The organism is Roseobacter litoralis Och 149, assembly GCF_000154785.2.
Taxonomy (GTDB): Bacteria; Pseudomonadota; Alphaproteobacteria; order Rhodobacterales; family Rhodobacteraceae; genus Roseobacter; species Roseobacter litoralis.
Map to the genome: position 1 here is coordinate 1 of NC_015741.1, position 24863 is coordinate 24863.

Annotated in this window: 25 protein-coding genes; 18 read left to right on the forward strand and 7 right to left on the reverse strand. The window is 59.6% G+C overall.

What is annotated here, in order from left to right; translation table 11 throughout:
• Positions 1-100: 100 nt before the first annotated feature.
• Both RLO149_RS21635 and RLO149_RS21640 read left to right on the forward strand, forming a co-directional pair.
• Positions 101-1405, forward strand: a complete 1305-nt coding sequence (locus RLO149_RS21635) for an AAA family ATPase (RefSeq protein ID WP_013984556.1) — start codon at positions 101-103, stop codon at positions 1403-1405.
• Positions 1402-2469, forward strand: coding sequence for a ParB/RepB/Spo0J family partition protein (locus RLO149_RS21640; protein WP_013984557.1), 1068 nt, complete (start codon positions 1402-1404; stop codon positions 2467-2469). Before RLO149_RS21635 ends, RLO149_RS21640 begins: the two co-directional genes overlap by 4 nt.
• On the opposite strand, the gene bchO is transcribed toward RLO149_RS21640, so the two are convergent.
• From bchO to crtA, 4 genes are read right to left on the reverse strand one after another with little or no spacing between them, the layout of a single operon-like run.
• The gene (gene bchO, locus RLO149_RS21645) at positions 2466-3329 is read right to left on the reverse strand and encodes an alpha/beta fold hydrolase BchO (RefSeq protein WP_013984558.1); all 864 of its coding nucleotides are present in this window, start codon (positions 3327-3329) and stop codon (positions 2466-2468) included. The two genes, RLO149_RS21640 and bchO, sit on opposite strands and share 4 nt — an antisense overlap.
• On the reverse strand, positions 3330-4988 hold the full coding sequence (locus RLO149_RS21650; RefSeq protein WP_013984559.1) for a magnesium chelatase subunit D: 1659 nt from the start codon (positions 4986-4988) through the stop codon (positions 3330-3332).
• On the reverse strand, positions 4985-5989 hold the full coding sequence (gene bchI, locus RLO149_RS21655) for a magnesium chelatase ATPase subunit I (protein WP_013984560.1): 1005 nt from the start codon (positions 5987-5989) through the stop codon (positions 4985-4987). Before bchI ends, RLO149_RS21650 begins: the two co-directional genes overlap by 4 nt.
• Entirely contained in the window at positions 5986-6702 is a 717-nt protein-coding gene (gene crtA, locus RLO149_RS21660; protein WP_044025794.1) for a spheroidene monooxygenase, read from the reverse strand. The genes bchI and crtA overlap by 4 nt, the downstream gene beginning before the upstream one ends.
• A gap of 105 nt (positions 6703-6807) precedes the next feature.
• Between crtA and RLO149_RS21665 the strand changes: the two genes are divergently transcribed.
• Genes RLO149_RS21665 through tspO form a run of 3 tightly spaced genes read left to right on the forward strand, consistent with a single transcriptional unit; the run spans position 6808 to position 9877 of the window.
• Positions 6808-8355 (forward strand): phytoene desaturase, encoded by a 1548-nt coding sequence (locus RLO149_RS21665; RefSeq protein WP_013984562.1) that lies wholly within the window; start codon positions 6808-6810, stop codon positions 8353-8355.
• Positions 8352-9371, forward strand: coding sequence for a 15-cis-phytoene synthase (gene crtB, locus RLO149_RS21670; protein ID WP_013984563.1), 1020 nt, complete (start codon positions 8352-8354; stop codon positions 9369-9371). The genes RLO149_RS21665 and crtB overlap by 4 nt, the downstream gene beginning before the upstream one ends.
• 23 nt (positions 9372-9394) lie before the next feature.
• Positions 9395-9877 (forward strand): tryptophan-rich sensory protein TspO, encoded by a 483-nt coding sequence (tspO, locus tag RLO149_RS21675; protein WP_013984564.1) that lies wholly within the window; start codon positions 9395-9397, stop codon positions 9875-9877.
• A 62-nt stretch (positions 9878-9939) separates the two neighbouring features.
• Here the strand turns inward: tspO and RLO149_RS21680 are convergent, their stop codons facing one another.
• From RLO149_RS21680 to crtD, 3 genes are all read right to left on the reverse strand, one after another.
• Positions 9940-10662, reverse strand: coding sequence for a porin family protein (locus RLO149_RS21680; RefSeq protein WP_013984565.1), 723 nt, complete (start codon positions 10660-10662; stop codon positions 9940-9942).
• Positions 10663-10800: 138 nt separating this feature from the next.
• Entirely contained in the window at positions 10801-11673 is an 873-nt protein-coding gene (gene crtC, locus RLO149_RS21685) for a carotenoid 1,2-hydratase (RefSeq protein WP_044025795.1), read from the reverse strand.
• The gene (gene crtD, locus RLO149_RS21690) at positions 11670-13220 is read right to left on the reverse strand and encodes a 1-hydroxycarotenoid 3,4-desaturase CrtD (RefSeq protein WP_013984567.1); all 1551 of its coding nucleotides are present in this window, start codon (positions 13218-13220) and stop codon (positions 11670-11672) included. Before crtD ends, crtC begins: the two co-directional genes overlap by 4 nt.
• Before the next feature lie 93 nt (positions 13221-13313).
• Between crtD and RLO149_RS21695 the strand changes: the two genes are divergently transcribed.
• The 13 genes from RLO149_RS21695 (at position 13314) to pufC (ending at position 24647) form a co-directional block, all read left to right on the forward strand.
• Positions 13314-14198 (forward strand): polyprenyl synthetase family protein, encoded by an 885-nt coding sequence (locus RLO149_RS21695; protein ID WP_044025786.1) that lies wholly within the window; start codon positions 13314-13316, stop codon positions 14196-14198.
• 28 nt (positions 14199-14226) lie between these two features.
• On the forward strand, positions 14227-15333 hold the full coding sequence (locus RLO149_RS21700) for a methyltransferase (RefSeq protein WP_013984569.1): 1107 nt from the start codon (positions 14227-14229) through the stop codon (positions 15331-15333).
• A gap of 127 nt (positions 15334-15460) precedes the next feature.
• Positions 15461-16402 carry a chlorophyll synthesis pathway protein BchC gene (bchC, locus tag RLO149_RS21705; protein WP_013984570.1) on the forward strand — a complete coding sequence of 314 codons (942 nt, stop codon included), beginning with the start codon at positions 15461-15463 and terminating at the stop codon, positions 16400-16402.
• Positions 16399-17403: a chlorophyllide a reductase iron protein subunit X gene (locus tag RLO149_RS21710; RefSeq protein ID WP_044025787.1), complete on the forward strand. Its 1005-nt coding sequence runs from the start codon at positions 16399-16401 to the stop codon at positions 17401-17403. The genes bchC and RLO149_RS21710 overlap by 4 nt, the downstream gene beginning before the upstream one ends.
• The gene (locus tag RLO149_RS23885; RefSeq protein WP_158308178.1) at positions 17390-17563 is read left to right on the forward strand and encodes a hypothetical protein; all 174 of its coding nucleotides are present in this window, start codon (positions 17390-17392) and stop codon (positions 17561-17563) included. Before RLO149_RS21710 ends, RLO149_RS23885 begins: the two co-directional genes overlap by 14 nt.
• On the forward strand, positions 17560-19131 hold the full coding sequence (bchY, locus tag RLO149_RS21715) for a chlorophyllide a reductase subunit Y (protein WP_013984572.1): 1572 nt from the start codon (positions 17560-17562) through the stop codon (positions 19129-19131). Before RLO149_RS23885 ends, bchY begins: the two co-directional genes overlap by 4 nt.
• Positions 19132-19222: 91 nt before the next feature.
• Positions 19223-20698: a chlorophyllide a reductase subunit Z gene (gene bchZ, locus RLO149_RS21720; RefSeq protein ID WP_013984573.1), complete on the forward strand. Its 1476-nt coding sequence runs from the start codon at positions 19223-19225 to the stop codon at positions 20696-20698.
• The gene (gene pufQ, locus RLO149_RS21725) at positions 20695-20949 is read left to right on the forward strand and encodes a cytochrome PufQ (RefSeq protein WP_013984574.1); all 255 of its coding nucleotides are present in this window, start codon (positions 20695-20697) and stop codon (positions 20947-20949) included. Before bchZ ends, pufQ begins: the two co-directional genes overlap by 4 nt.
• Positions 20950-21131: 182 nt before the next feature.
• Positions 21132-21284: a light-harvesting antenna LH1, beta subunit gene (gene pufB / locus RLO149_RS21730; protein WP_011566464.1), complete on the forward strand. Its 153-nt coding sequence runs from the start codon at positions 21132-21134 to the stop codon at positions 21282-21284.
• A 12-nt stretch (positions 21285-21296) separates the two neighbouring features.
• Positions 21297-21455: a light-harvesting antenna LH1, alpha subunit gene (gene pufA, locus RLO149_RS21735; protein ID WP_013984575.1), complete on the forward strand. Its 159-nt coding sequence runs from the start codon at positions 21297-21299 to the stop codon at positions 21453-21455.
• Positions 21456-21680: 225 nt separating this feature from the next.
• Positions 21681-22532, forward strand: a complete 852-nt coding sequence (gene pufL, locus RLO149_RS21740; RefSeq protein ID WP_013984576.1) for a photosynthetic reaction center subunit L — start codon at positions 21681-21683, stop codon at positions 22530-22532.
• A 1-nt stretch (position 22533) separates the two neighbouring features.
• Positions 22534-23529, forward strand: coding sequence for a photosynthetic reaction center subunit M (gene pufM / locus RLO149_RS21745; protein WP_013984577.1), 996 nt, complete (start codon positions 22534-22536; stop codon positions 23527-23529).
• 2 nt (positions 23530-23531) lie between these two features.
• Complete coding sequence (pufC, locus tag RLO149_RS21750) at positions 23532-24647, forward strand: photosynthetic reaction center cytochrome PufC (RefSeq protein ID WP_013984578.1); 1116 nt, start codon at positions 23532-23534, stop codon at positions 24645-24647.
• Positions 24648-24863 lie beyond the last annotated feature (216 nt).

The window sequence follows — 24863 nt, forward strand, 5'->3', positions numbered from 1 at the left end:
GCGTTTTTTTCAAAACAAGCGTAAATCATAGAGTATAACGATTTTGCGTCCCCGCGGGGACAAGGCAATTCAGCAGTAAGAAAAAACACACAGGCAAGCGATGTTCACACATAAAGATCTGACCCAGTTGCAGGCGCAATCGCTCAAGATGCAGGGGTTCATCCGTCAGCAAACCTACAGCCCCCAGAACGAAAAGACGCTGCGGCGGTTCTCCAGCTGGGAGGTGGCGGAACTGGTCTTCAAGGTCAATCAATCGACGATGCGCGGGCGCTTGGCCGCGGACCCCACCTTGCCACAGGGCCAGGTCGAGGAAGACGGCCGCCAGCGTTGGTACAGCCTCGACGAGATCAACGAATTGCGCCGCCGTCTGAAATTCAACCGGCGCTCTTTGATGCCCTACCGCCCGGCTGGCAAACGGGCAATCCGCGCGGCGATTGCGAACTTCAAAGGGGGGGCGGGCAAATCCACGGTCGCGTTGCACTTTGCCCATGCGGCGGCCTTGGATGGCTACCGTGTGCTCTGCGTTGATTTCGACCCGCAAGCGACGCTGAGCCATTCGATGGGCCTCAGCGATGTGGCGGAGGAATACACCGTCTGGGGCATCATGGCGCGCGATCTCGCGATTGAAACGGGCCGTATGAACCGCGCAAGCCAGGGCGCGGAAAGCGGCACCGCCCTGCCCCAGCGTCGCCTGCCGTTGAGCATCAGCGACATGGGTCTGGCCGATCTGCGCGCAGCGGATTTCGTCAAGCAGACGAATTGGCCCACAATTGACATCGTACCTTCCTGCGCCAATGCGGCCTTCGTCGAATTTGCCTCTGCGCAGTACCGGCATATGAACCCCGAATGGTCGTTCTTTGCCGCCGTGTCGCGGTTCCTAGACCAGCTCCCGGCGGATGCCTATGATCTGGTGCTGTTCGATTGCCCGCCCGCCATTGGCTATCAGTCGATGAATGCGGTCTTTGCGGCGGATGTGCTCTATGTCCCCTCGGGTCCGGGGTATTGGGAATACGATTCCACCACGTCTTTTATCGGGCAATTGGGCGAAGCGCTGGAAGATCTGAGCCGCTTTTCGGGGCTTGTCCCCGCGGGGACAATGAACCTGCCCAAGGCGTTTCTGGATCTGCGGTTCCTGCTGACCCGCTTTGAGCCGAACAATGATCTGCACCGCGCGATGCAGCAAGCCTTTGTGAAAGTCTGGGGCGATAGAGTGGCCACACACCCGATTGAGATGACCCGCGCCGTTGAGCAATCAGGCCGGTTTTTGTCATCCATCTACGAGATCGATTACCGGGATATGACGCGGGAAACCTGGCGGCGCGCGCGGGCAAGTTTCGATCAGGCCTATGAGGAATTCCGCGACCATCTGGGCGTGGCTTGGGACCAATTGGAGGATGAGCAATGAGCAAACGGCGGGTTTTCGATATTGATTTTGACGATGCTGCTGTCCCTGAGGTGTCGGAACAACCAAGTGAAACGCGGCGCGGTCCGATGGCGGCTGCGATCACGGAAAACGCGGATGCCTTGGGTGTGCGTCAGCAGGCTGAGGCCGCGATAAGAGCGGAAAACGACCGGCTCGCGCACGAATATGTCGCGTTGAAAAAGAATGGGCAGATTGTCGGTCTGGTGGCAACGGACAAGATCAGCGCAACTAAGTTGTTGCGCGACCGTTCGGATCAGCGCGACGCCGAACTCGATGAACTCAAGGCATCGATACAGGCCGTTGGCCTGTCCAACCCGATCCATGTGGAAGAGGTCGAAACGGGCTTTGAGCTCATTCAGGGGTTTCGCCGGCTCAGCGCCTACCGCGAGCTTCTGGCGGAAACGGGCGATGAGAAATACGCGGCCATCCCCGCGACCTTGCAGGCGCGCGGTGCGCAGGTGGAACATCTGTATCGCCGGATGGTGGACGAAAACCTTGTGCGGCGGGATATCTCTTTTGCCGAGATGGCGCAGCTTGCGATGTCTTACGGGGGCCGGACCGGCCAGACGATTGGCTATGCGGGGGACCCTGTTGACGTGCTATTTGCCTCTGCCGGGCGTCAAAAGCGCAGCTACATTCGTCACTTTTCCTATCTGCTTAAGGGGATCGGTGATGCGCTGCGCTTTCCCGAAGCCATCCCGCGCGCGACTGGTCTGAGCCTTGTGAAGCTGATGGATGGGCACCCGCGCTTTGCCGGGCAGCTGCGCGCCATGCTCGAGGGCCATCCGGATCGGGACGCGGCGGCTGAATTGTCATTACTGCGCGGCGCGATCGCGGCCGGAGCAGCCAAGCCTAAAAAGGCCAAGGCGACGGCGCCTAAAACGTCTGCCCGCACGACTATCAAGTTGAACCGACCCGAAGGCACCGCACGGTGTACGGCTGCGGCGGGCAAGTTCGAGGTTCTGCTGGATCGCGATTTTGGTGCGGTCGATCCGCGCCGTCTTGAGCTTGCCGCGCGTGCGTTTCTGGATGCCCTCAAAGACTAATCGGACAGGAATGTCAGGATGAGCTTTGCAATTTCATCCGGGGCCTCTTCATGCGCCAGATGACCAAGGTGTTCAAGATGTATGACACGCGCATTCTGCAGGCTTTGTGCCGCTTTGTCCGACACGCTGGACGGAACCGTTGCGTCCTTGTCCCCGACAATGAACAGCGTGTGTGTCGTTATATTGGGCCGGTCGCGCAGCAGGTCGTCCAGCGTCCATTGCGCCATCATCATCAAAGTGGCATCCGCATGGTTCCGGTCGCTGATCAACCGTTGATAATAAGACAGCCCTTGGGCATCCAAATCAGAGCCTGTGCTGCGTATCAGAGCCGCTATTCGACCCGGAGAGGCAGATGCAGAGGCAAAGATCTGCGCGGTGAACGGCACGGCGGCCAGCAGTTTCGCAAGCACCGGAAACAGCACACCTGCAAGGCCTTTGAAATTGTCCAATGCGGGGTTGATGCCAACAACTTTCGGGGCCTGTCCCTGCGGGGACACAAGTTTTTCCGACAAGCGCAATGCAAGGGCGCCGCCTGCTGAGTGCCCAATTAGCGCATCCGGTTGCCAGCCTTCCTGCGCACACAAGGCCACGATATCCTCGGTCGTTGATGTGAGGCCGGATCTGTGGCGCGCGCCAAGTCGGGTGTAGCCCTGTCCCGGCAGGTCAAGTGCCACTACATGATGGTTTTGGGCAAGCGCTGTCGCCAGATCCCGAAACGAATGGGTGCTGCCGCCTGCCCCATGCAGCATTAGAATCGTCGGACCTGACCCGAACTGTTGCACGTGCCATCTGTGGGGATGGCAAAAGATTTGCTGCGAATGATCGGCATTTGGCCAGTCTTTGGGTGGTGGCCAGCGCATCTAACTGTCCAGCGCCGCGCTGACGGCCCCTGTGAGCCGCTCCGCGTCCGCGCGGGGCAAAGCAAGGTACGGCGCGCCCAGACGTGCTGACAGGGCCCTGAGCGGCTCTTGTGGGCGTTTGGACATATCAATTACCAATGCGGCAATATTTTGGGTCTGGATAAGCTGCGCCATCTGTTCTGAATCGGCCTGCGCTGCTGCCCGGTCTGGCGTGCCATCCAGCGCAATATTAGCGCGCCCGTCTGTCAAAACGACAACTGTCGGGGTCAGCCCTTTTGAGCGGCTCTGCTGGGCCAGCAGAGCGGCTTGTTGCAGGCCTGCGGCCAATGGGGTGCCGCCGCCGCCGGGCAAGCTGGCCAGACGGCGTTTCGTTTGCACCAGAGAACGCGTGGGCGGTAACAGTAATTCCGCGCCATCCCCACGAAAGGCGATCAGCGCCACATGATCGCGTGCGGCATAGGCCTGCGCGAGCAGCAGTTCGACGGCACCTTTGGCTTCGTTCAGACGTGACATGGCTGCCGACCCTGACGCATCGACAGTGAAAATGAGCAACCGGTCAGATTGTTCCTGATAGCGTTTCAGCCGGATGTCCGAGGGTCTGATGTGCAACCCTGTCCCCGCGGGGACAGCCTGTTTGCGCAACGGTTGCCACGGGGCGGCCGCACGCAGCGTTGCCACGAGATCAATGCGCGCGCGCCCATCGAGCCGGCCCGGACGGGAGGGCAGGGGGCGTCCACGACGGTTGCCTTTGCGTTTTTGCCCGGCCCCTGCGCCGCTTGTGCCGCGTGATGTCCCCACGGGGACAAGACCCGCCAGCAGGTCGGGTGGCAGCAGGGCTTTGACCGCCTCCACAAGCATGTCGCCTTCGGGCAGCGACAGGGTGTCGCTGTCGCCAGCCTCATCATCTTCTGGCGTATCGTCGGGCGGGGCAGGGGGCTCTTCGGCTGCGTCGGGTTCCTGTGGGACGCGCGTGGCGCGGTGCGGATAGGTCAGTTCAGCCGCCGCGTTGAGGTCAGCGTCGGTAACAGTGGTTCGACCGTGCAGCGCCGCATGGGCCCGAGCCACCCGCAGCGCCAATAAAGGCGCGCGCAAACTGTCGATACCAAAGACTGCGGCGATCTCGGCCAGCGCCTTGATATCCTGCGCGGTGGCTGTCACCTTTTGCGGGTCGATCAAGCCTGTCCCCGCGGGGACAGGTCGCCATCCCTCAGGCATACGCCCTTCGGGTTCGATGTGCAGCGCAAGGCGGTCCGCAAGGGCTGCGGGCGCATGTTCATCCGCTTCGGCCCCTTCATCGAGCGCGAGCAGCATGTGCCCTGCATCCCTGTCCATAACTTGCGCCAGTTTCGCGGCAAGCTCGGTGCCGCAGCGCTCTGCCATGACAAGTAAGGCATTCGTTTTTGTATGAAAAAATGACCTATTTTCAACGAGTTGCGAGTTTTCAAGCGTCGCAGCCAGATCAAGCCCCCCAAACAGTTGGTCATCGGTGATTGTGGGGTGGATTTTGCGCAGGTTGAGCCCCTGCAGCGCGGCCAGCACCTGATCCCGCGCGGGGCTGGCGCGCATGCGGATAACGGCCCCGCCAAGGTTTGCGTTTTCAACCGTCAGCAGCCGGAGCGCGAGGGTCGCGCGGTCCCAGCTGTCAGCATCATGGCTCACCCCAAAACCTCGGCCACGATGCGGTTGACGCGCGCGCCGGATCCTGCCTCGTCCAGCGGGTCGCGCCGCAGGCGGTGTGACAGGGCGGAGGGGGCGATATCGCGCAGATGGGCACGGGACAGAACCTTGTCGCCCTGATATGCCGCCAACGCGCGGGCTGTGCGCAAGAGCGTCAATTCGCCCCGCAAACCGTCAGAGCCAAGCGCGATGCACAGGGCGGCGCAGTCATGCAGAATATCATCGGGTGTTTTGATTTTTGCCAGCCGTTTGCGGGCCTTGAGAATCGTGTCGCGCACCTTGGTGTCTTCGGCGCTGTAATGGGCCATGAAGGTGTCGAAATTGCTCTCAAAGGCATCGCGGCGTTTGATGACTTCGACCCGTTCAGCCACGTCATTGGGGGAGCGCACCTCGACAGACAGACCAAAGCGGTCAAGCAGTTGGGGGCGTAATTCGCCTTCCTCGGGGTTGCCGGAGCCCACAAGCACAAAGCGGGCAGGGTGGCGGATCGACAGACCTTCGCGTTCGACCACATTCTCACCGGATTGCGCCACATCAAGCAGCAGATCGACGATGTGATCCTCCAGCAGGTTCACCTCGTCAATGTAGAGATATCCGCGATTGGCGCGCGCCAGCAGGCCCGGTTCAAACGCCTTTTCGCCACGCGTCAGGGCGCGTTCAATGTCCAACGCGCCGACCACGCGGTCCTCGGTGGCACCCAAGGGCAGGTCAATCACCGGAGTGGGGCGCGTCATAACCTTTTTCGACCCTAACTCGGCCCATTCCGGGCAGTCCGTTGTCTTTTCAGAATTCACGGGGCAGCTTTCGACGGCGCGAATAGGCGGCAACAGGGCCGCAAGCGCGCGCACGGCAGTTGATTTCCCGGTGCCCCGGTCGCCAAAAACCAGCACGCCGCCGATACCGGGGTCAACAGCCGTCAGCACCATGGCCTGTTTCATTTCATTCTGGCCGACGATCGCGGAGAAAGGGAAGGGGGTCTTCATACGTGTATGTCCAATTTTGCAAGAGGGCTTGCGCCCTCCCATGAACCTGTATCGCCCAATATGGCGAAACGGGCGTAGAGTTCTTCGGAAAACCAGTCCTCGTCGCGAACGGCCCGAATGGCGGAGGCATGTGGCCCGTTATGTCGCGCAAAGGCGGCCATGGCGTTGGCGTCCGGCCAGATCGAAAAGGTCACCTGATGCAGCAATGGCACCTCTCCGATGCCGATCTTGAAGGCCACATTGTTATCGCTGCCGATCATCTGGCTGATGTCAGGGACCCGTCGCCAGAACTTGAGCGCAAGGGATGGCTTTACGGTGGCGCGCGTCAAAGCTGCAAGCGGGCCGGTGATTTTCTGGCCAGTGGGGTGAAACGGCGTGTCCCCGGACCAGACGCCGCGCACAGAGCTGGTTTCGAGAAAAACGGTCCAGCTTTCGGATGCCTTGCTGCGGTATTTGTCGAAAATCGGGGCTCGGTCGATTTGCGTGCGCGCTGTTTGCTCGTCTGGCCAGGTGGCGAGGATTGCGAAAACGGCGGTGTTGGGCAGGGGGGTGAAACCTTCGCCACTGCCGGAGCCGCAGAGTTTCCAGAAACCGATTCCCGGAACCGAGGGCAGGGACAGGCGCGCCCGTCCCATCATGTACAGTGCCCAAATACGCGCCGTGATCCGCGAAAAGCGGAAAAAGCTGATGGTTACAACGGGTCGTTTGGTCATTTCGCGCACAGGTTCTTTCGCAAGTGTCAACTTAGTCTGACACCAATTCCGCCAAAATGGAAGATCACAATTGTCAAGTCAACTAGACACATCTACTGTGGGTATATGATGACACGTATTGATACTATCGAATCTGTTGAAAGTGGCGAACGCGCGGGCGCGCGCGCCATCGTGATTGGCGCGGGACTGGGCGGGCTGGCAGCGGCCATGCGGCTTGGGGCGAAAGGCTACCGCGTTACGGTGATTGACAAACTGGACGTTCCCGGCGGGCGTGGTTCCGCGATCTGGAAGGACGGGCACCGCTTTGATCTGGGCCCGACGATTGTCACGGTGCCGCAGCTTTATCGTGAGTTATGGCAGGCCTGTGGGCGTGATTTCGACGCGGATGTGACGCTGAAACCGCTGGACCCGTTTTACGAAATTCGCTGGCCGGACGGCACGAAATTTGTCGCCCAGCAGGACACTGAAAAGCTGCGGGCTGAAGTGGCCAAGCTGGCGCCGGGTGATCTGGCGGGGTTCGACAAGTTTTTGGTGGATAGCTCGAAACGCTATTGGTTCGGGTTCGAAGATCTTGGCCGGCGTTCCATGCACAAGCTGTGGGATCTGGTGAAGGTGCTGCCGACGTTTGCGCTGCTGCGCGCGGATAAATCGGTCTATGCCCATGCCGCGAGCCGGGTGAAGGACGAAAAGCTGCGCATGGCGCTGAGCTTTCATCCGCTGTTCATTGGTGGTGATCCGCTGCACGTGACGTCGATGTATATCCTCGTGGCCTACCTCGAAAAGGAGTTCGGGGTGCATTACGCCATGGGCGGTCTGGCCGGTATGGCGCAGGCGATGGGGCGCGTGATCGAAGATCAGGGCGGTACGCTTTTGATGAACACCGAAGCGGACGAGATCGTGGTGCGCGATGGCACCGTCACCGGCGTCAGGCTGGAAAGCGGGCTGGAAATGGGCGCGGATGTGGTGGTGTCAAACGCGGATGCGGGCCACACCTATACGCGGCTGATGCGCAACCACAAAAAGAAACGCTGGACGCCTGCCAAGCTGAAAAAGACGCGTTATTCCATGAGCTTGTTCGTATGGTACTTTGGCACGAAGGGCACGCGGAACGACTGGAAGGATGTGGGGCATCACACGATCCTGAACGGGCCGCGCTATGCCGGATTGCTCAAGGATATCTTTATCAAGGGCAAGCTGTGTGACGACATGAGCCTTTATGTGCACCGCCCTTCGGTCACCGATCCGAGCGTTGCGCCTGAGGGCGATGATACGTTCTATGTGCTCAGCCCTGTGCCGCATCTGGGGCACGACAATGGGGTCGATTGGGCCGTGGAAGAGCCCAAGTACAAGGCCAAGATGCTGAAGGTGTTGGAAGACCAGCTGCTGCCCGGTCTGGCCGATAAGATCAGCACCGAGGTCGTCTTTACACCCGAGACATTCCGCGACCGTTACCTCAGCCCGCTGGGGGCGGGGTTTTCGATTGAGCCGCGCATCCTGCAAAGCGCGTGGTTCCGCCCGCATAATGTCTCGGAAGAGGCAAAGGGGTTGTATCTGGTGGGCGCGGGCACGCATCCCGGGGCAGGGGTGCCGGGGGTGATTTCGACCGCTGAGGTGCTGGGCAAACTGGTGCCTGATGCGGAGACAGTGAAATGATCGCGCCCGCGGATATGGAGCACTGCCGCGAGGCGATCCGTCATGGGTCTCTGTCCTTTCATGCGGCGTCCAAATTGCTGCCCGCGCATGTGCGGGACCCGGCCTTGGCGCTTTATGCGTTCTGCCGTTTGGCGGATGATGAGGTCGATCTGAAACAGGACAAGGTCGCGTCGGTCTTGCGGCTGCGGGATCGGCTGGATCAGGTCTATGCGGGGCGGCCCAAGAATGCGCCGACGGATCGTGCTTTTGCGGCCATCGTGGAGGAATTCGAGATGCCCCGCGCGTTGCCTGATGCCTTGCTCGAAGGGCTGGCATGGGACGCGGCAGAGCGTCGGTATGATACCCTGTCCGGTGTGAAAGACTATTCCGCGCGGGTGGCTTCGGCCGTTGGGGCGATGATGTGCGTATTGATGCGGGTGCGCGATGCGGATGCTCTGGCGCGGGCCTGTGATCTGGGCGTTGCCATGCAGTTGACCAATATTGCCCGCGATGTGGGCGAGGACGCGCTGGAGCGGCGCATTTATCTGCCGCTGGACTGGCTGGAGGAGGCCGGGATAGAGGTCGAAGCCTTTTTTGCCGACCCCGAGGCCACAAAGGCCGTGCGGGGCATGGTCAAGCGTCTGGTGATGGAGGCCAACCGCCTTTACATGCGCTCCGAAGCGGGTGTTGGCGCATTGCCGCGCGGGTGTCGTCCGGGGATCTATGGCGCGCGGTTCATCTATGCCGGTATCGGCAGCCAGTTGACGCGCATGGGCTACGATTCAATATCCGCGCGGGCGCGCACGAATAAATGGCAAAAGATCGGCTGGCTGGGTCAGTCCATGTTGCTGAGCGGTGCGAGCATGATCATGCCGAAATCCTCAGTGCTCTATGCGCGACCCTTGCCGGAAGTGCAGTTTCTGGTGGATGCCACGGCGGTGGGTGCGCCGCAAAGCTCACGCAGTGATGCACTGATTTCTATCCTTTCGACCCTCGAGTCCCGGCGTCAGGCGCAACGTGCCGAGTTGACAGGCTAAAGCGTTAGCCCTACCAGACAGTCATGTTCTGGCTTTTATTCAGTTTATTTCTGGTCGCCTGCGTTGGCGCGGGCCTCACCGGTGGGTTGTTCCCGCCGGGTCCGTGGTATCGAAAACTGGAAAAGCCGTGGTTTACCCCGCCCGACTGGGTATTTCCCGTTACTTGGAGCGTGCTTTATGTCTGCATCGCTGTGGCGGGCGCACGGATCGCGATGGCTGAAAACAACGCGGTGGCGATGGCTTTCTGGACCTTGCAGATCGCGTTCAACGGGTTGTGGACGCCTGTGTTCTTCGGGATCAGGAACATCAGGTTGGGCATGGCGGTCGTTTCTGTTCTCTGGTTTGTGGTGCTCGGTGGGATCATCGTGATGTGGTCTGTGGATCAGATCGCAGCCCTCTTGTTCATACCCTATCTGGTCTGGGTGACAATTGCCGCATCCCTCAACGCCGGTGTGTGGTGGCTGAACCCGGATGTGGCGCGCAACCCGCCACATGTCGCGACCTGAAACCTGCCAGAGCTGTGGTCTAGACAGCAAACAGCACGTGTCCCGCCCGCAGGTCTTTACGGTTAAAACCTGTAGGAAACGCCCAATACCGGTCCTGTTTGTTCCAGCTGGAAATCATCGCCGTCATTGTCCACGTTCAGATACCGATACCCGGCGCGCGCCGTCCAGTTTTCTGCGAATTCATAGTCGAATGTAACTGTGAACTGATAGGTCTCGCGGTCGTTGATGAAATTGCCGTAATCGGCAGAGATCGTGGTGCTCCATGTATCGGATAGCTTAAAACGTCCCATCGCTGCGATGATCGGGTCGGTCCAGCTGTTGTCGTCGCCGACCGTTCTTCCGGGCTGGGTGCCGGGGCGCAGCCGCAAGGTTGTATCGGTGTTGAAATACCTCAAGCCGCCCCCGAGGTGGAGCGAATACGTTGGTGCATCCCGCATTTTGTACAGCGCCAGAGCGTTGAAAACGGTGGTCTTGGAGGACGTGTCGAGGCGCGAAAACGCGTCACCCGGTGTGCTGTTTTCAAAGCCGAGGTTGAAATACATCAGATCCGCGATGAACGTCCACTGACCGTTGCTGGCCGCAAACGCGCCCATGCCTGCAAATTCCAGATTATCGAGCGCATCGGAAAAGCTGAGTTCGCCCTCGAGCCCGCCGACGTTCAGCGTCGTCTCCGAAGCGAAAAGATAGAACGACCCCTCGTAGGTCCAAGCACTGCCCTGCGCGACTGCGGGTCCTGCGGCGAGGGCCAGCAGTCCTGCTATGGTGCCGGCTTTGATATGATACATGTTCTGATCCTCAGGCTTGGGTCGGGTCGATTCAGTTTTGACGATCCAATACACCCTGAGTAGAAATTTTACATTAAGAGCGCAACCTGAGAGTTTCTAACGCTACCGAACGCCTGTCTTGCAGTGCAGGGAGGCCGGTCAGTCCCAAATCCAGTTTTTCCGGCGGGGCACGCGCACGGCGAGCATGGGTTTTAAAAGCGGGGATCGGAACCGGGTCAGATCAAGCGCTTCGTGCACGCCGGTTGTTTCCTCGCCGTCGATCTTCGTGCGCACGGCAGAGCGGGAATAAAACGGAGCGTCGAGCATGCTCATCACCTGATGGGGTTTATAGCCCGCATCGGCGCGCGTCTCGCGTTTCACGGCCCAGAGCGTTCGGCGAAACCCGGTTTTCGGGGGCATTTCAATATCGCGCGCGTTGCCGTCATGATCAAAGGCAAATCCTGCTGACAGTTCCGTGCCATCAAGACGCGTGGCGTCGTAGAAACAAGTGGCGCCCTTTGCGGTCGGGAACCGGCCCCATGTCCAATAGCTGAAGTCTTCTTCCAGCGCGCGGGATCCGAAATTTGCATCGAAATAGCCCTCGCCCTGCCATTGCCAGCCGGGGCGGTCGATATCGACGCTGATGCGTGCGCGGGGCGCAAACGGTCGCCAGATGTGGGCACCATCCGGCGTCAGGGGCAGTTCGACATTGGTGATGGCCGAAGGGGTGACGCGAATTTCGCCCTTGATGCGGTTGATCAGGGGCGGGCTGGACACCTCGTTGATTTCAATGACCAGATCGTTGCCATCCCAGCGCATCATCGACGGGCCGACCTGCAGCCGGGAGGCGGTCTGGCGCAGCGCGCTTTGCCCCCGGTCGGTCATGGTGAACCGTCCGCCGGGCCCGTAGGTGGCGACATTGATGCAGACGTGATCCTGCGGGCATTTGCGCCCGGACCAGCGATACCACGGCGAAAACACCGATCCGATAAATCCGATGACGGAAACCGCGCGCGTGCCGCAATCGCTCAGCCCGTCGACATACCACCAGGCGTAGCCGTTGGGGCCGACAGCGACGTTGAAGTTTGGGCGCGCAAGATCGCCTCTGCCGCGTGCCGGGCGGAGAGTGTCGCCATCGGGACCCCCGCGCCCGGATGCGTGCCGCCCCCCGCGAGCCAAAGCCCCGCGATCGGTGTCTGTGCCGTCGGACGCTGAAGCGCTGCCGTCAGCCCATGCGGCGTCTGGCCGTAAAGCGCGCCGAGCGTTTCGGGAAAGAGCGTCGCGAAGTCCTGCGGCGTTGTGAGTGTCGCTGTTGTCGGCATCGGTGTGAAAGTCACGCCCATATCCGCCATCTGTCGCATGATCTGCTGGTGCCATTTTTCAATCTCCTGTGGGGGAGTGTGTTTGTCTGTTGCGGGAGCGTTCGAGATCATCTCGAAACGCTCAAGGTTGGGGATGTCTGCGCCGTGACCTCGGTCTTCGGCACAGAGATACAGTGTGGGATCCGCGGGCATGCGGCCTGCCATCAATTCGGTAAACTCGCGATCCGGGTCTGCTGCAAAGAAGACATTGTGATGGGCCAGATCATGGCCCTGCGGGGTTGCCGCAAAGCTGTGGACACGGGCCGAGAAAGATCTGGGCAGTTTGGCGGTTTGTGGGGCGACGACCTTTAGGTCCGTACCCATGCTGCCAGTGGCCAAGGCGCGGGGGTCGCCTGCATAGAGGATGGCGTCGGCTTCCAGCAGATAGGTGCCGTCGATTTCAACGCCCACGGCGCGCCCGCCCACTGTTTTGATGCGGTCCACGTGGGTGTTGTAGCGGATGTCGACACCTGCGTGTCGCGCCAGTTTGGCGATGGCGTGGGCCAGTTTGTGCATGCCGCCCTCAACCACCCAGACGCCTGCGGCCTCTGCCTGCCAGATCAGCGACAGGATCGCCGGGCTGAGATGCGGCGCACCGCCCACATATGTGGCATAGCGGCCAAAGAGTTGTGAAAGCCTTGGGTCGCTGAAGGCGCGGCCCAGCGATGTTTTCAACGTCGACAGCGGGGCCATCGCGGCAATCAACTGCGGTTGTTTGAGGACATGCGGGACAAGTTCACGCATCTTGGGCGTGGGCGCCTGCATCATCGGCGCGTCAAACGCATCAAACAGCTGTTGGGTGCGTCTGTTGAAACGCATGAATTGATCTGCGGCCTTGTTTCCGGCGAAGGCGGCTATGGCGTCGCGGGTCAAAAGCGGGTCTGCGTGCAGGTCCAGCTTGCTGCCATCGGGCCAGAAGTGCCGCGCGAGGACGCTTTGTGGCACAAGCGTCACATGGTCCTTGAGCCGCGTGCCCGCGCAGGCGAACAGATCATCAAAGACGTGGCGCATGGTCAGGACGGTGGGCCCGGCATCAACCGGTCCTGCCGCACTGTGTACGGTTCTGATTTTCCCGCCGGGGTGGTTGTGCCGCTCAAGCAAAGTGACCTGCATGCCGCTGGTCGCAAGGCGCAGCGCGGCGGCAAGACCTGCGATGCCCGCACCAATCACGATGGCGCGTGGCCTGTCGGGAATAAGGGGGGCTGTTGAAACATGCATAAGGGATTGTTGACTCGAATGACGAAAGTGTCCAGTATGATTTACACTTTAGTGTCGGAAAAAACTGACACTTGCGCTCGAAAGGATCTCCACATGGGCATGAATTCGCGAATTGAAGCCGCCATTGCGCAAGCTGTCGCCGTTGGGCAGGGGCGGGGGGCTGTGCCTGTCAGGCTGTCATCCGCGCTTGGATATGCGACTGCGCCGGGGGGCGCGCGCATCCGGCCGACGATTCTTACGTCCGTTGCGATGGCCTGTGGCGATGATCAACCCAAGCTGACAGATGCGGCTGCTGCTGCGCTGGAACTGATCCATTGTGCCAGCCTTGTGCATGATGACCTGCCTTGTTTTGACGACGCGGATATGCGCCGCGGCAAGCCCTCGGTGCACAAAGCCTATTCTGAGCCGCTGGCGGTGCTGGCGGGTGATAGTCTGATCGTGCTGGCTTTCGAAATTCTGGCGCGCGAGTCCGGCCTTGCGCCCGACCGTGTGGCGCAAATGATTCTCATTCTTTCACAACGCACTGGCATGCCGGGCGGCATCTGCGCCGGGCAGGGCTGGGAGAGCGAGGCGGAGATTGATCTGTCCGCCTATCATCAGGCCAAGACCGGGGCACTGTTCATTGCGGCGACGCAGATGGGGGCGGTGGCTGCCGGTCAGGACGCTGAGCCATGGTTTGAACTGGGTGCGCGGATCGGTGAGGCCTTTCAGGTCGCAGATGATTTGCGCGACGCTCTTTATGACGCCGAAACACTGGGCAAGCCTGCCGGTCAGGATGATCTGCATGGGCGGCCCAATGCGGTGACGCTCTTGGGTGTTCAGGGGGCGATTTCGCGGCTCAAGGATATTCTGGGTGGGGCTATTGCCTCCATCCCATCCTGCCGGGGCGAGGCGCAACTGGCCGATATGGTGCGCAGATATGCAGAGCGTCTGACGCCTGTGGCCCCGAATGTTGCGGCCTCGCGCAGTAATGTCTGACATAGCAAGGCCGGACCATGCGCAGGACATGCCGGAGTGGCGCGGCGGTTGGCTGAACCGTCTGGTTGCCAGCCCCGGTTTTCAAAGTTGGGCGAGTTGGTTTCCGCTGACACGCGGACAGGCGCGCCGGGATGGTGCGATCCTTTTCGATGTGGTGCAGGGGTTTGTGCAAAGCCAGGTCTTGATGGCTGTGGTGGAGCTTGACTTGCTGCGTCGTCTGCGCGGTGGGCCGCAATCGGCGGAGGTGCTGGGGCGGGCGACGGCGATCCCGCCCGAACGGATGCAGGTCTTGTTGCAGGCCGCAGCCGCGTTGAAATTGCTCAAGCGGACGCGGAACGGGCAATATAGTTTGGCGCGCAAGGGCGCGGCTCTGATGGGGGTGCCGGGGTTGGAGGCGATGATTCGTCATCACCGGGCCTTTTACGCAGACCTGAAAGATCCCGTCGATCTGCTACGCGGACCGGAGCGCACGGAGCTGTCCGAATTCTGGCCCTATGTATTCGGCGCGCGTGGTGAGATCGACCCGCAGGTGGCCGAGGCCTATTCCGATCTGATGGCGCAGAGCCAGCTTTTGGTGGCGCAGGATACGTTGCGCACGGTGTCACTGAAAGGCGTGCAGCATTTGCTGGACATCGGTGGGGGCACGGGCGCGTTTTTGAAGGCGGTGGGGGATGCTTATCCCCGCCTGAAAATGTCCCTCTTTGATTTGCCGCAGGTCACACCCGGCGCCACGGCGCGGTTTGAACTGGCGGGGATGATGGATCGTGTCACCCTGCACCCCGGTTCGTTCCGCGATAACCTCTTGCCGGATGGGGCAGATGCGATTTCCCTGATCCGGGTTCTGTATGATCACGCCGATGACACGGTGGCGACGCTGCTGGATGACGTCTTTGACGCGCTGCCGGATGGCGGGCGGCTGATCATCTCGGAACCCATGGGCGGCGGCGCGCAGCCGGATCGGACGGGGGATGTGTATTTCGCCTTTTACACAATGGCGATGCAGACAGGGCGCACACGGTCAGCCGAAGAGATCACAGCGCTGTGTCAGGCGGCTGGTTTTACCGACATCCGCTGCCCCCGCCCGGCGCGTAATTACGTGACGCGGGTGATCTCGGCACGCAAGCCAAATCAATGACGCAAAATGTGTCAATTATAGTTGACACACTGACGTGTAAGTTTAAACTGACATGTAACGAAGCCAGAATCTGTGAGTCTTGCTGGACAGTATTTGCCCCAGGACTCAGCCGGAAGGAGCCAAACCAGTGGACACCACAGCCGTTCTTCTGAAAGGTCCCAAAGACCTCGATGTTGACACCCTGCAGCTACATGCGCCGGGTGACGGGGATCTTGTGGTCGAGATTGAACACTCCGGTATTTCAACAGGCACGGAAAAGCTTTTCTGGTCCGGAGAGATGCCCCCATTCCCCGGCATGGGTTATCCGCTTGTGCCCGGCTATGAAGCGGTGGGCGAAGTGGTTGAGGCCGACAAGGCCACAGGGTTCAAGGTTGGCGAACGTGTGTTTGTCCCCGGTGCGAATTGCTATGATGGTGCCTTTGGTCTGTTCGGGGGGGCGGCGTCGCGTGTCGTTACCGCGTCGGATCGTGTGACCCGTATTGATGCGGGGCACGGTGCAAGCGGCGCGCTTCTGGCGCTGGCCGCGACGGCGCGCCATTCCATGGCCGGTCTGAACAAATCCGTCCCCGACCTGATCGTGGGTCACGGTGTGCTGGGCCGTTTGCTGGCGCGTCTGACAATTGCCGCCGGTGCGCCTGCGCCGATGGTTTGGGAAATTGACGAAAGCCGTCGCAAGGGTGCGCAAGGCTATGAGGTGATCGCGCCCGAAGACGATCCGCGCCGGGATTATACATCGGTCTATGATGCTTCCGGTTCGGTTGAGGTGCTCAACGATCTGGTGGGGCGTCTGGCCAAGGGCGGTGAAATCGTGCTGGCGGGGTTTTACACAACGCCGATCAGCTTTGCCTTTCCGCCTGCCTTTATGAAAGAGGCGCGGTTCCGTGTGGCGGCTGAGTGGACACATGACGATCTTGCAGCGACGCGCGCACTTGTCGAGGGCGGATCGCTCAGCCTCGATAATCTTATTACACATCAGGCCAGCCACCTGAATGCACGGGCGGCCTACGCTCAGGCATTCACGGACCCGGACTGTCTCAAGATGATATTGAACTGGAAGGACGTGGCATGAAAGATGAGGTTCCAAACCTGAAGGACTTCGACAAACGTTTGCGTGACGAAGCGCAGGCTGAGCCTACGCTGGAAGTCCCGCAAGGCGAGCCCACATCCAAGACGCAGATCATCGCGATCTACGGCAAGGGTGGTATCGGCAAATCCTTTACGCTCGCAAACCTCAGCCACATGATGGCCGAGCAAGGCAAGCGCGTCCTGTTGATCGGCTGCGATCCGAAATCTGATACGACCTCGTTGCTCTTTGGGGGCAAGGCCTGCCCGACGATCATCGAAACCTCGACGCGCAAGAAACTTGCAGGCGAAGAGGTCAAGATCGGTGATGTCTGCTTCAAGCGCGGCGGTGTGTTCGCGATGGAACTTGGTGGCCCCGAAGTGGGTCGCGGCTGCGGTGGTCGTGGGATCATCCACGGGTTTGAGCTGCTGGAAAAGCTTGGCTTTCATGACTGGGATTTCGACTACGTCCTGCTCGACTTCCTCGGCGACGTGGTCTGCGGCGGCTTTGGTCTGCCCATTGCCCGCGACATGGCGCAAAAGGTGATCCTGGTTGCCTCGAACGATTTGCAGTCTCTCTATGTGGCGAACAACGTCTGTTCCGCCGTTGAGTACTTCCGCAAGATGGGCGGCAATGTCGGTGTTGCAGGACTGGTCATAAACAAGGATGACGGCTCAGGCGAAGCGGCGGCCTTTGCCAAAGCGGTCGACATTCCGGTTCTCGCATCCATCCCGCAGGACGATGACCTGCGCAAGAAATCTGCAAACTACCAGATCGTCGGCACCAGCAAATCCCAGTGGGGCGATATGTTCGCAGCCTTGGGTGATAATGTTGCTGTCGCCCCTCCGGTTCGGCCAACGCCGCTGGATCAGGACGGATTGCTGGACCTTTTCGACGCCTCTGAAACGGGGGGCGACTATGTTCTTGTCCCGGCCACGGATGTGGACATGCGCGGCAAGAACGCTGAACCCAAGCCTTCGCTGGAGGTTGTCTATGACGATGCGTGAGCGCTTTGCAAAATCGCAGCGCGCAATTGATCGCGGACATTTGCGCGGGGTCAAATCCCTTTGCATGCATGAGGTCGCGCAGGAAGCCATCGAACAGACCCGCGAATTGCTAAGCAGCGTTTCGCAGATGGGCATTAAGCTAGAGGAAACCGGCAAGTGAAAAACGAAGTCACATATGACGATGCCGCCGACGTGGAGGTGATCAAAGGTCACCCGCATGGTGATGTGTCCCGTGTGGCAAGCGACGCACCTGCCGATGCGATGGGCTGTCATTCCGGTGGCGACATGGCGGAGGCTGCGCGCAATGCCGGCCAGTCCGAACTGCTGGACAAGTTCAAGGCGGATTACCCTGTTGGCCCGCATGACAAACCACAATCCATGTGCCCGGCCTTTGGCAGTCTGCGCGTTGGCCTGCGGATGAAGCGCGTGGCGACAGTGCTCAGCGGCTCGGCCTGCTGTGTCTACGGCCTGACGTTTGTGTCCCATTTTTACGGCGCGCGCCGCTCGGTCGGGTATGTGCCGTTCAACTCGGAAAGCCTTGTGACCGGAAAGCTCTTTGAGGACATTCGTGATAGTGTCCACGAGCTTGCCGATCCTGATCGCTATGATGCGATTGTTGTAACCAACCTTTGTGTGCCGACAGCCAGCGGTGTGCCGCTGCGTTTGTTGCCCAAAGAAATCAATGGTGTCCGGATCGTCGGAATCGACGTGCCCGGATTTGGAGTTCCCACACATGCAGAGGCCAAAGATGTTCTGGCCGGTGCAATGCTGAACTATGCCCGCGCTGAAGCGACAGCGGGGCCGGTGGCGGCACCCGTGGGTGGGAAATCTGCACGTCCAACCGTCGCCATGCTGGGGGAGATGTTCCCCGCTGATCCGATGATGATCGGTCAGATGCTGGCGCCGATGGGGCTTGCAGCAGGACCGGTGCTTCCTTGTCGGGAGTGGCGCGAGCTTTATGCAGCACTCGATTGCGCTGTGGTGGCCGCGATACATCCATTCTACGTGGATACGGTCCGTGAATTCAAAGCCGCCGGGCGGCCCGTCGTGGGCTCTGCCCCGGTTGGTTATGACGGGACGGCGGCGTGGCTCAAGGCCATTGGCGAAACACATGGCGTGTCTGCCGAAGATATCGCTGCGGCGCAGAACGCTGTGCTGCCTGCGATCAAGGGCGCGCTTGCCGCAACGCCGATTAACGGGACGATCACGCTGTCGGGCTATGAAGGTTCCGAACTGCTGGTCGCGCGTTTGCTGATCGAAAGCGGGGCGAATGTTCCCTACGTCGGCACCGCATGCGCCAATTCACCCTGGTCTGCGGATGACGCGGCATGGCTGGAAGCCAAGGGCGTCAAGGTGAAGTACCGCGCATCACTCGAAGATGATTGCGCGGCCATGGAGGCGATCCAGCCCGACCTTGCCATCGGGACAACGCCTGTTGTGCAAAAAGCCAAACAGCTCGGCATCCCCGGACTTTACTTTACCAATCTGATTTCGGCGCGGCCCCTGATGGGTGTTGCCGGTGCGGGATCGCTCGCGACAGTCATAAATGCGGCCATGAGCAACAAAGAGCGCATGGCGCATATGAAGGAATTCTTTGAAGGTGTGGGCGCAGGCGATACCGCCGGTGTCTGGGAGGGCGCGCCAAACCTGCGCCCCGACTTCCGTGCGCAACACCAGAAGAAAATCGACAAGCTTGCGCGTGCCGCCAAAGCGCAGGAGATGATTTAGTGACTGCGCAAAATTCATATTTTGCGCAGAGTGCGCGGCAGTGGGTTTTGATAAAAACCCGCGTGCGCACCCCGTTGATCGGAGGTGGCTCGTGCTAGTCACAGATCATGATCGCGCGGGCGGCTATTGGGGCGCGGTTTACGCCTTTTGCGCTGTCAAAGGATTGCAAGTTGTTATCGACGGTCCTGTGGGCTGCGAAAACCTGCCCGTCACATCCGTCTTGCATTACACCGATGCCTTGCCACCCCATGAGTTGCCCATCGTGGTAACCGGTCTGGGCGAAGGCGAAATGGGTGCCGGTACGGAAGAATCCATGAAGCGCGCGTGGGAGACACTTGATCCTGCACTGCCCGCCGTCGTGGTGACCGGATCAATTGCCGAGATGATCGGCGGTGGCGTAACGCCACAAGGCACAAACATTCAGAGATTTCTGCCACGCACCATTGATGAGGATCAATGGGAAGCGGCAGATCGGGCGATGACCTGGATCTTTACCGAGTTCGGTATGACCAAGGGTCGGATGCCGCCCGAGAAAAAACGCGGGGATGGTGCGCGTCCTCGCGTTAATATCCTCGGTCCGATGTATGGCACGTTCAACATGCCATCCGATCTGGCCGAGATACGGCGACTGGTCGAAGGGATCGGTTGCGAGGTCAACATGGTGCTGCCTCTGGGCGCCCATGTGGCCGAAATGAGAGATCTGGTAAATGCGGATGTGAACATCTGCATGTACCGCGAGTTCGGGCGCGGGTTGAGCGAGCTTCTTGCCAAGCCGTATCTACAAGCCCCGATAGGGGTCGAGAGCACTACGAAATTCCTGCGCGCACTGGGGAATTTGGTGGGCCTCGACCCCGAACCTTTCATCACGCAAGAAAAGCATTCGACCATTAAACCGGTCTGGGATCTCTGGCGTTCCGTCACGCAGGATTTCTTTGCCACCGCCAGCTTTGGCATCGTGGCAAATGAGACCTACGCCCGTGGCATTCGGCAGTTTCTTGAAGACGACCTTGGGTTCCCTTGCGCCTTTGCGGTCGCCCGCATTGCTGGCAAGAAGACCAACAATGAAGAAGTCCGCGCGATGATTGGCCAGAAAAAGCCATTGATCGTGATGGGGTCGATCAACGAGAAAATGTACATGGCCGAGCAAAAGGCGGGCTTTGGCCCGGCACCGGCCTTTATCCCGGCGAGCTTCCCGGGCGCGGCGATCCGCCGTCATACGGGAACGCCTTTCATGGGCTATGCGGGGGCCACCTATCTGTTGCAGGAGATTTGCAACGGGTTGTTTGACGCACTTTTCCACATCCTGCCGCTTGGCACGGAGATGGATGCAACGGATGCGACCCTGACACCGCTGCGGCGCGACTTCCCCTGGGATGTGGACGCGCAGGCGATGCTCGACTCGATCGTCGAGACGCATCCGATTTTGACACGAATTTCAGCTGCAAAAACATTGCGTGATGCAGCAGAGAAAGCGGCATTGGCCGCAGGCGACGAACGTGTGGTGCTCAGCACTGTGCGCGCGTTGGACCCGGCAATAGCCGGCCCTGATTTGGAGGATCAGACATGAGCGATATGACATCAGACATGATGGACACCACCGTGCAAGCCCCCGCGCATTCGCGCGAGCATGTGAAGCGCAAGAATGGCGTCGAATTCAGCGTCTATTTCGCAATTATTTTCGTGGCGACCTTGCCGCTTGCGACCCTGACATGGGCCATGCACGCGATCAAGTCCCGCAGCTTTACCGACAAAGGCCCAATGGCCCGCGCGTGGAGCCAGGCCCGGATCATCACGCCGATGATCTTTTCGGCCTACTAAAACTTTTCGTTTGGATTGCATGGCAAGCATGTGATCCGACCCGAATTCTCGACATGTGTGCGCCTGTCGAGTCCAGAGACTGGAACCCTGGGAACAGGTTTTCAGAGCCCGGAGGGAGGCAACTCCCAAAGGACCCAGCCGTGGGGTGCACGGCGTCAGCATAACGTTCCGGAGGAATATTTATGGCTGATAATACCGACCTGTCCTTCACAGGTCTTACAGACGAACAGGCGCAAGAATTGCATTCTGTCTACATGAGCGGGCTTTTCCTGTTCGCGGCAGTTGCTGTGGTCGCTCACTTGGCGACTTACATCTGGCGTCCGTGGTTCGGTTAAGGAGAGAAAGATATGGCAAAGTTCTATAAGATCTGGCTGATCTTCGACCCCCGTCGCGTTTTCGTGGCACAGGGCGTTTTCCTCTTCCTTTTGGCAGCGATGATCCACCTTGTGGTACTCAGCAGCGGCCTGAACTGGTTCGAGGCGGCAGCCGCCGCAGGCGGTCAGTAATCTGGCGGCGCATCGTAAGATGCGCCACCGGAATACCGGCTTTCAGACTATCAATGCTGCGGGCGGTCTTGTGTATGCGTTACACGCCCGCAGCGAACTCGTAACTTAATTTATCGACGGCCTCCGCCTTGGATGCATGTCGACAAAGCGGTCCCTTGCGCATCTCGCGCAGCCCTTTGTCGTACCGGTTCGAAACAGGCGTGCCGCACACGCGGAGAATAGAAGATGGCGTTGCTCAGCTTCGAAAGAAAATATCGCGTCCGCGGAGGGACGCTGGTCGGAGGCGATCTGTTCGACTTCTGGGTGGGGCCTTTTTACGTTGGCTTCTTTGGAGTGACGACCGCCTTTTTTGCACTACTCGGGACAATCCTGATTTTCTGGGGCGCTTCCCAGCAAGGGACGTTCAACCCCTGGCTTATCAATATCGCCCCCCCCGACCTGAGTTACGGTCTGGGTCTGGCACCGCTGCTTGAGGGTGGGTTGTGGCAGATCATCACGATCTGTGCGACAGGCGCGTTCATCAGCTGGGCGCTGCGCGAGGTTGAGATTTGCCGCAAGCTCGGCATGGGCTATCACGTGCCCTTCGGTTTTGCCGCAGCGATCATCGCTTATATGACGCTCGTGATCTTCCGCCCGTTGTTGATGGGTGCCTGGGGACATGGTTTCCCCTATGGGATCTTCAGCCACCTCGATTGGGTGAGCAACACAGGCTACGCCTATCTGCACTTCCATTATAACCCGGCGCATATGCTGGCCGTGACGCTGTTCTTTACCACGACACTGGCCCTTGCGCTGCATGGCGGCCTGATCCTGTCAGCCTGTAACCCCGAAAAGGGCGAAGAGGCCAAGACGCCCGATCACGAAGACACGTTCTTCCGCGACTTCATCGGTTATTCGGTCGGCACACTCGGCATTCACCGCGTCGGTTACCTGCTGGCCATCAATGCCGGTCTTTGGTCGGCGGTTTGTATCATCATCTCTGGTCCCGTCTGGACGGCTGGTTGGCCCGAATGGTGGAACTGGTGGCTGGATATGCCGATCTGGGGTGAACCCATCGCTATCGTAGGGGGGATGTGAAATGATGTATCCTGACTATCAAAACATCTTCACGCAGGTTCAGGTCCGTGGCAAACCCGAAATGGGCATGGACGACGCTGGCAATAACATGCACGAAGAACGGGTTGGAAAGCCATTCTTCAACTCGCTTGCCGGTCTGATCGGCAACGGGCAGATCGGGCCTTATTACTGGGGCTGGACCTCGATGGTCGCTTTCGGCACCGGTTTGGCATGGTTCGTGATCGTGGGCTTCAACATGCTGGCACAGGTCGGCTGGTCGATCCCACAATTCATCCGGCAGCTGTTCTGGCTGGCACTTGAGCCGCCCTCGCCTGAATATGGGCTGACCATGCCACCGCTGAACGATGGCGGCTGGTACATCATCGCCAGTTTCTTTTTACTGGTGTCGGTCATGACGTGGCTGCTGCGCGCGTATCTGCTCGCCGAACAGCACAAGATGGGGAAACATATCTTCTGGGGCTTTGCGGCTGCGGTCTGGTTGTTCCTCGTGCTGGGCCTGTTCCGTCCGATCCTGATGGGGTCCTGGTCTGAGGCGGTGCCTTACGGTATCTTCCCGCACCTTGACTGGACGACAGCGTTTTCGATCCGCTACGGCAACCTTTACTACAACCCGTTCCACTGTCTTTCGATCGTGTTCCTTTATGGCTCTGTCCTGCTGTTCTGTATGCATGGCGGCACCATTCTGGCGGTGACCCGTTACGGCGGCGACCGCGAGCTGGAGCAGATCTATGACCGTGGTACAGCCACCGAACGTGCGGCATTGTTCTGGCGCTGGACCATGGGCTTTAACGCCACCATGGAAGGCATCCACCGTTGGGCATGGTGGTTCGCGGTTCTGACCCCGATCACCGGCGGTATCGGAATCCTGCTCACCGGCACAGTCGTGGACAACTGGTTCATCTGGGCACAAGAGCACCATTTCGCGCCAATGTATGACGGTTCATACGGCTACGAAGACTACGGCTCCTACGAAGCCTTTATCGGTAAGGAGAACTGATCATGTTTCCCAAGTGGTTTGACAAATGGAACGCGGATAACCCGACCAATATCTTTGGTCCGGCCATTCTGGTCGGTGTCCTTGGGGTCGCTGTCTTTGGTGCCGCTGCGATCGTGAGCATCGGCAATCCTGCACAGACGGCCAGCATGCAAACTGGCCCACGCGGTACGGGCATGTCGGTACCGGAATTCAATGTGGCCCGGTTTACGCCGGACCCCACGATTGAAGGCTACTACACCGAAGAACCCTATATCCCCGAAGGTGGCGAAGATCTGGCCAAGGACATTTACGAAAATGTTCAGGTGCTGGGTGATCTGACAGAGGATAACTTCAACCGTGTCATGACAGCCATGACGCAGTGGGTGTCTCCAGAGGAGGGCTGTGTCTACTGCCATGGTGAAGGTGATCTGGAAACCTATGGTGCGGATGACCTTTATACCAAGGTCGTGGCGCGGCGCATGATCCAGATGACCCAGAACATCAATGAAAACTGGGATGGTCACGTGAATGCCAACGGCGAGGTCGGTGTAAACTGCTACACCTGCCACCGCGGGGAAAACGTGCCCTCAGAGATCTGGTTCAACATAACGCCCGTGACCGAAGCGACCGCCGGTTGGGCGTCGGTTCAAAACCGCGCCACCTCACTGAGCCAGTCCACATCATTGCCGTCAAACGCGTTGGAAATCTATCTGACGGAATACGAAGCGGTGAATGTGCACGATCTGGAAAGCCGTGTGGCCGGTGTGCCCAACGACATCGAAGTCGCGTCGATCCAGAAGACCGAGATGACGTTCTCGCTGATGAACTACTTTTCCAACAGCCTTGGGGTGAACTGCGTGTTCTGTCACAACAGCCGCGCGTTCTATGACCCTGAACAGCATACGCCCCAATGGGCGACGGCACTGCTGGGACGTCAGATGGTGATCGAGATGAATCAGGAATACCTGATCCCGCTCGAAACCGAATATCCTGAAGATCGCCTTGGACCGGTCTATGCAGATGCGCCCAAAGCGGCCTGCAAGACCTGCCACAAAGGCTATCAACAACCCATGCAAGGCATGAATGCCATTGCAGACTGGCCCGAACTCGCGACCACCGAAGCGCCAGTTTACGAATAAGAGGTTGGGCGACCGCGTGGTTGCCCCCTTTTAGCCTCGCACGGACCATTGGCTTCCTTGGTCCGGGCACGGGGTCTCAACACCCCGGTTCCCTTCCTGTTGGCTACAGGAACCTGGGGTCGTAGCGGGCTTATTCTCGATGCGACCCCTTCCTTCTTCCCCGGTGCGGTATACGGGCTTTGGCAAGAGCCTCCTGCGCCGAACACTCAGGAGACG

Bases quoted from the DNA above. Each gene is read 5' to 3' on its own strand.
- pufA (WP_013984575.1), top strand. From the start codon at position 21,297: ATGGCAAAGTTCTATAAGATCTGGCTGATCTTCGACCCCCGTCGCGTT.
- bchO (WP_013984558.1), bottom strand. From the start codon at position 3,329: ATGCGCTGGCCACCACCCAAAGACTGGCCAAATGCCGATCATTCGCAG.
- RLO149_RS21710 (WP_044025787.1), top strand. From the start codon at position 16,399: ATGAAAGATGAGGTTCCAAACCTGAAGGACTTCGACAAACGTTTGCGT.
- crtA (WP_044025794.1), bottom strand. From the start codon at position 6,702: ATGACCAAACGACCCGTTGTAACCATCAGCTTTTTCCGCTTTTCGCGG.
- RLO149_RS21700 (WP_013984569.1), top strand. From the start codon at position 14,227: ATGCCGGAGTGGCGCGGCGGTTGGCTGAACCGTCTGGTTGCCAGCCCC.
- crtB (WP_013984563.1), top strand. From the start codon at position 8,352: ATGATCGCGCCCGCGGATATGGAGCACTGCCGCGAGGCGATCCGTCAT.
- RLO149_RS21640 (WP_013984557.1), top strand. From the start codon at position 1,402: ATGAGCAAACGGCGGGTTTTCGATATTGATTTTGACGATGCTGCTGTC.
- tspO (WP_013984564.1), top strand. From the start codon at position 9,395: ATGTTCTGGCTTTTATTCAGTTTATTTCTGGTCGCCTGCGTTGGCGCG.
- bchI (WP_013984560.1), bottom strand. From the start codon at position 5,989: ATGAAGACCCCCTTCCCTTTCTCCGCGATCGTCGGCCAGAATGAAATG.
- pufB (WP_011566464.1), top strand. From the start codon at position 21,132: ATGGCTGATAATACCGACCTGTCCTTCACAGGTCTTACAGACGAACAG.
- RLO149_RS21680 (WP_013984565.1), bottom strand. From the start codon at position 10,662: ATGTATCATATCAAAGCCGGCACCATAGCAGGACTGCTGGCCCTCGCC.
- pufC (WP_013984578.1), top strand. From the start codon at position 23,532: ATGTTTCCCAAGTGGTTTGACAAATGGAACGCGGATAACCCGACCAAT.
- RLO149_RS21695 (WP_044025786.1), top strand. From the start codon at position 13,314: ATGGGCATGAATTCGCGAATTGAAGCCGCCATTGCGCAAGCTGTCGCC.
- pufQ (WP_013984574.1), top strand. From the start codon at position 20,695: ATGAGCGATATGACATCAGACATGATGGACACCACCGTGCAAGCCCCC.
- RLO149_RS21635 (WP_013984556.1), top strand. From the start codon at position 101: ATGTTCACACATAAAGATCTGACCCAGTTGCAGGCGCAATCGCTCAAG.
- pufM (WP_013984577.1), top strand. From the start codon at position 22,534: ATGATGTATCCTGACTATCAAAACATCTTCACGCAGGTTCAGGTCCGT.
- pufL (WP_013984576.1), top strand. From the start codon at position 21,681: ATGGCGTTGCTCAGCTTCGAAAGAAAATATCGCGTCCGCGGAGGGACG.
- RLO149_RS23885 (WP_158308178.1), top strand. From the start codon at position 17,390: ATGACGATGCGTGAGCGCTTTGCAAAATCGCAGCGCGCAATTGATCGC.
- RLO149_RS21665 (WP_013984562.1), top strand. From the start codon at position 6,808: ATGATGACACGTATTGATACTATCGAATCTGTTGAAAGTGGCGAACGC.
- crtD (WP_013984567.1), bottom strand. From the start codon at position 13,220: ATGCATGTTTCAACAGCCCCCCTTATTCCCGACAGGCCACGCGCCATC.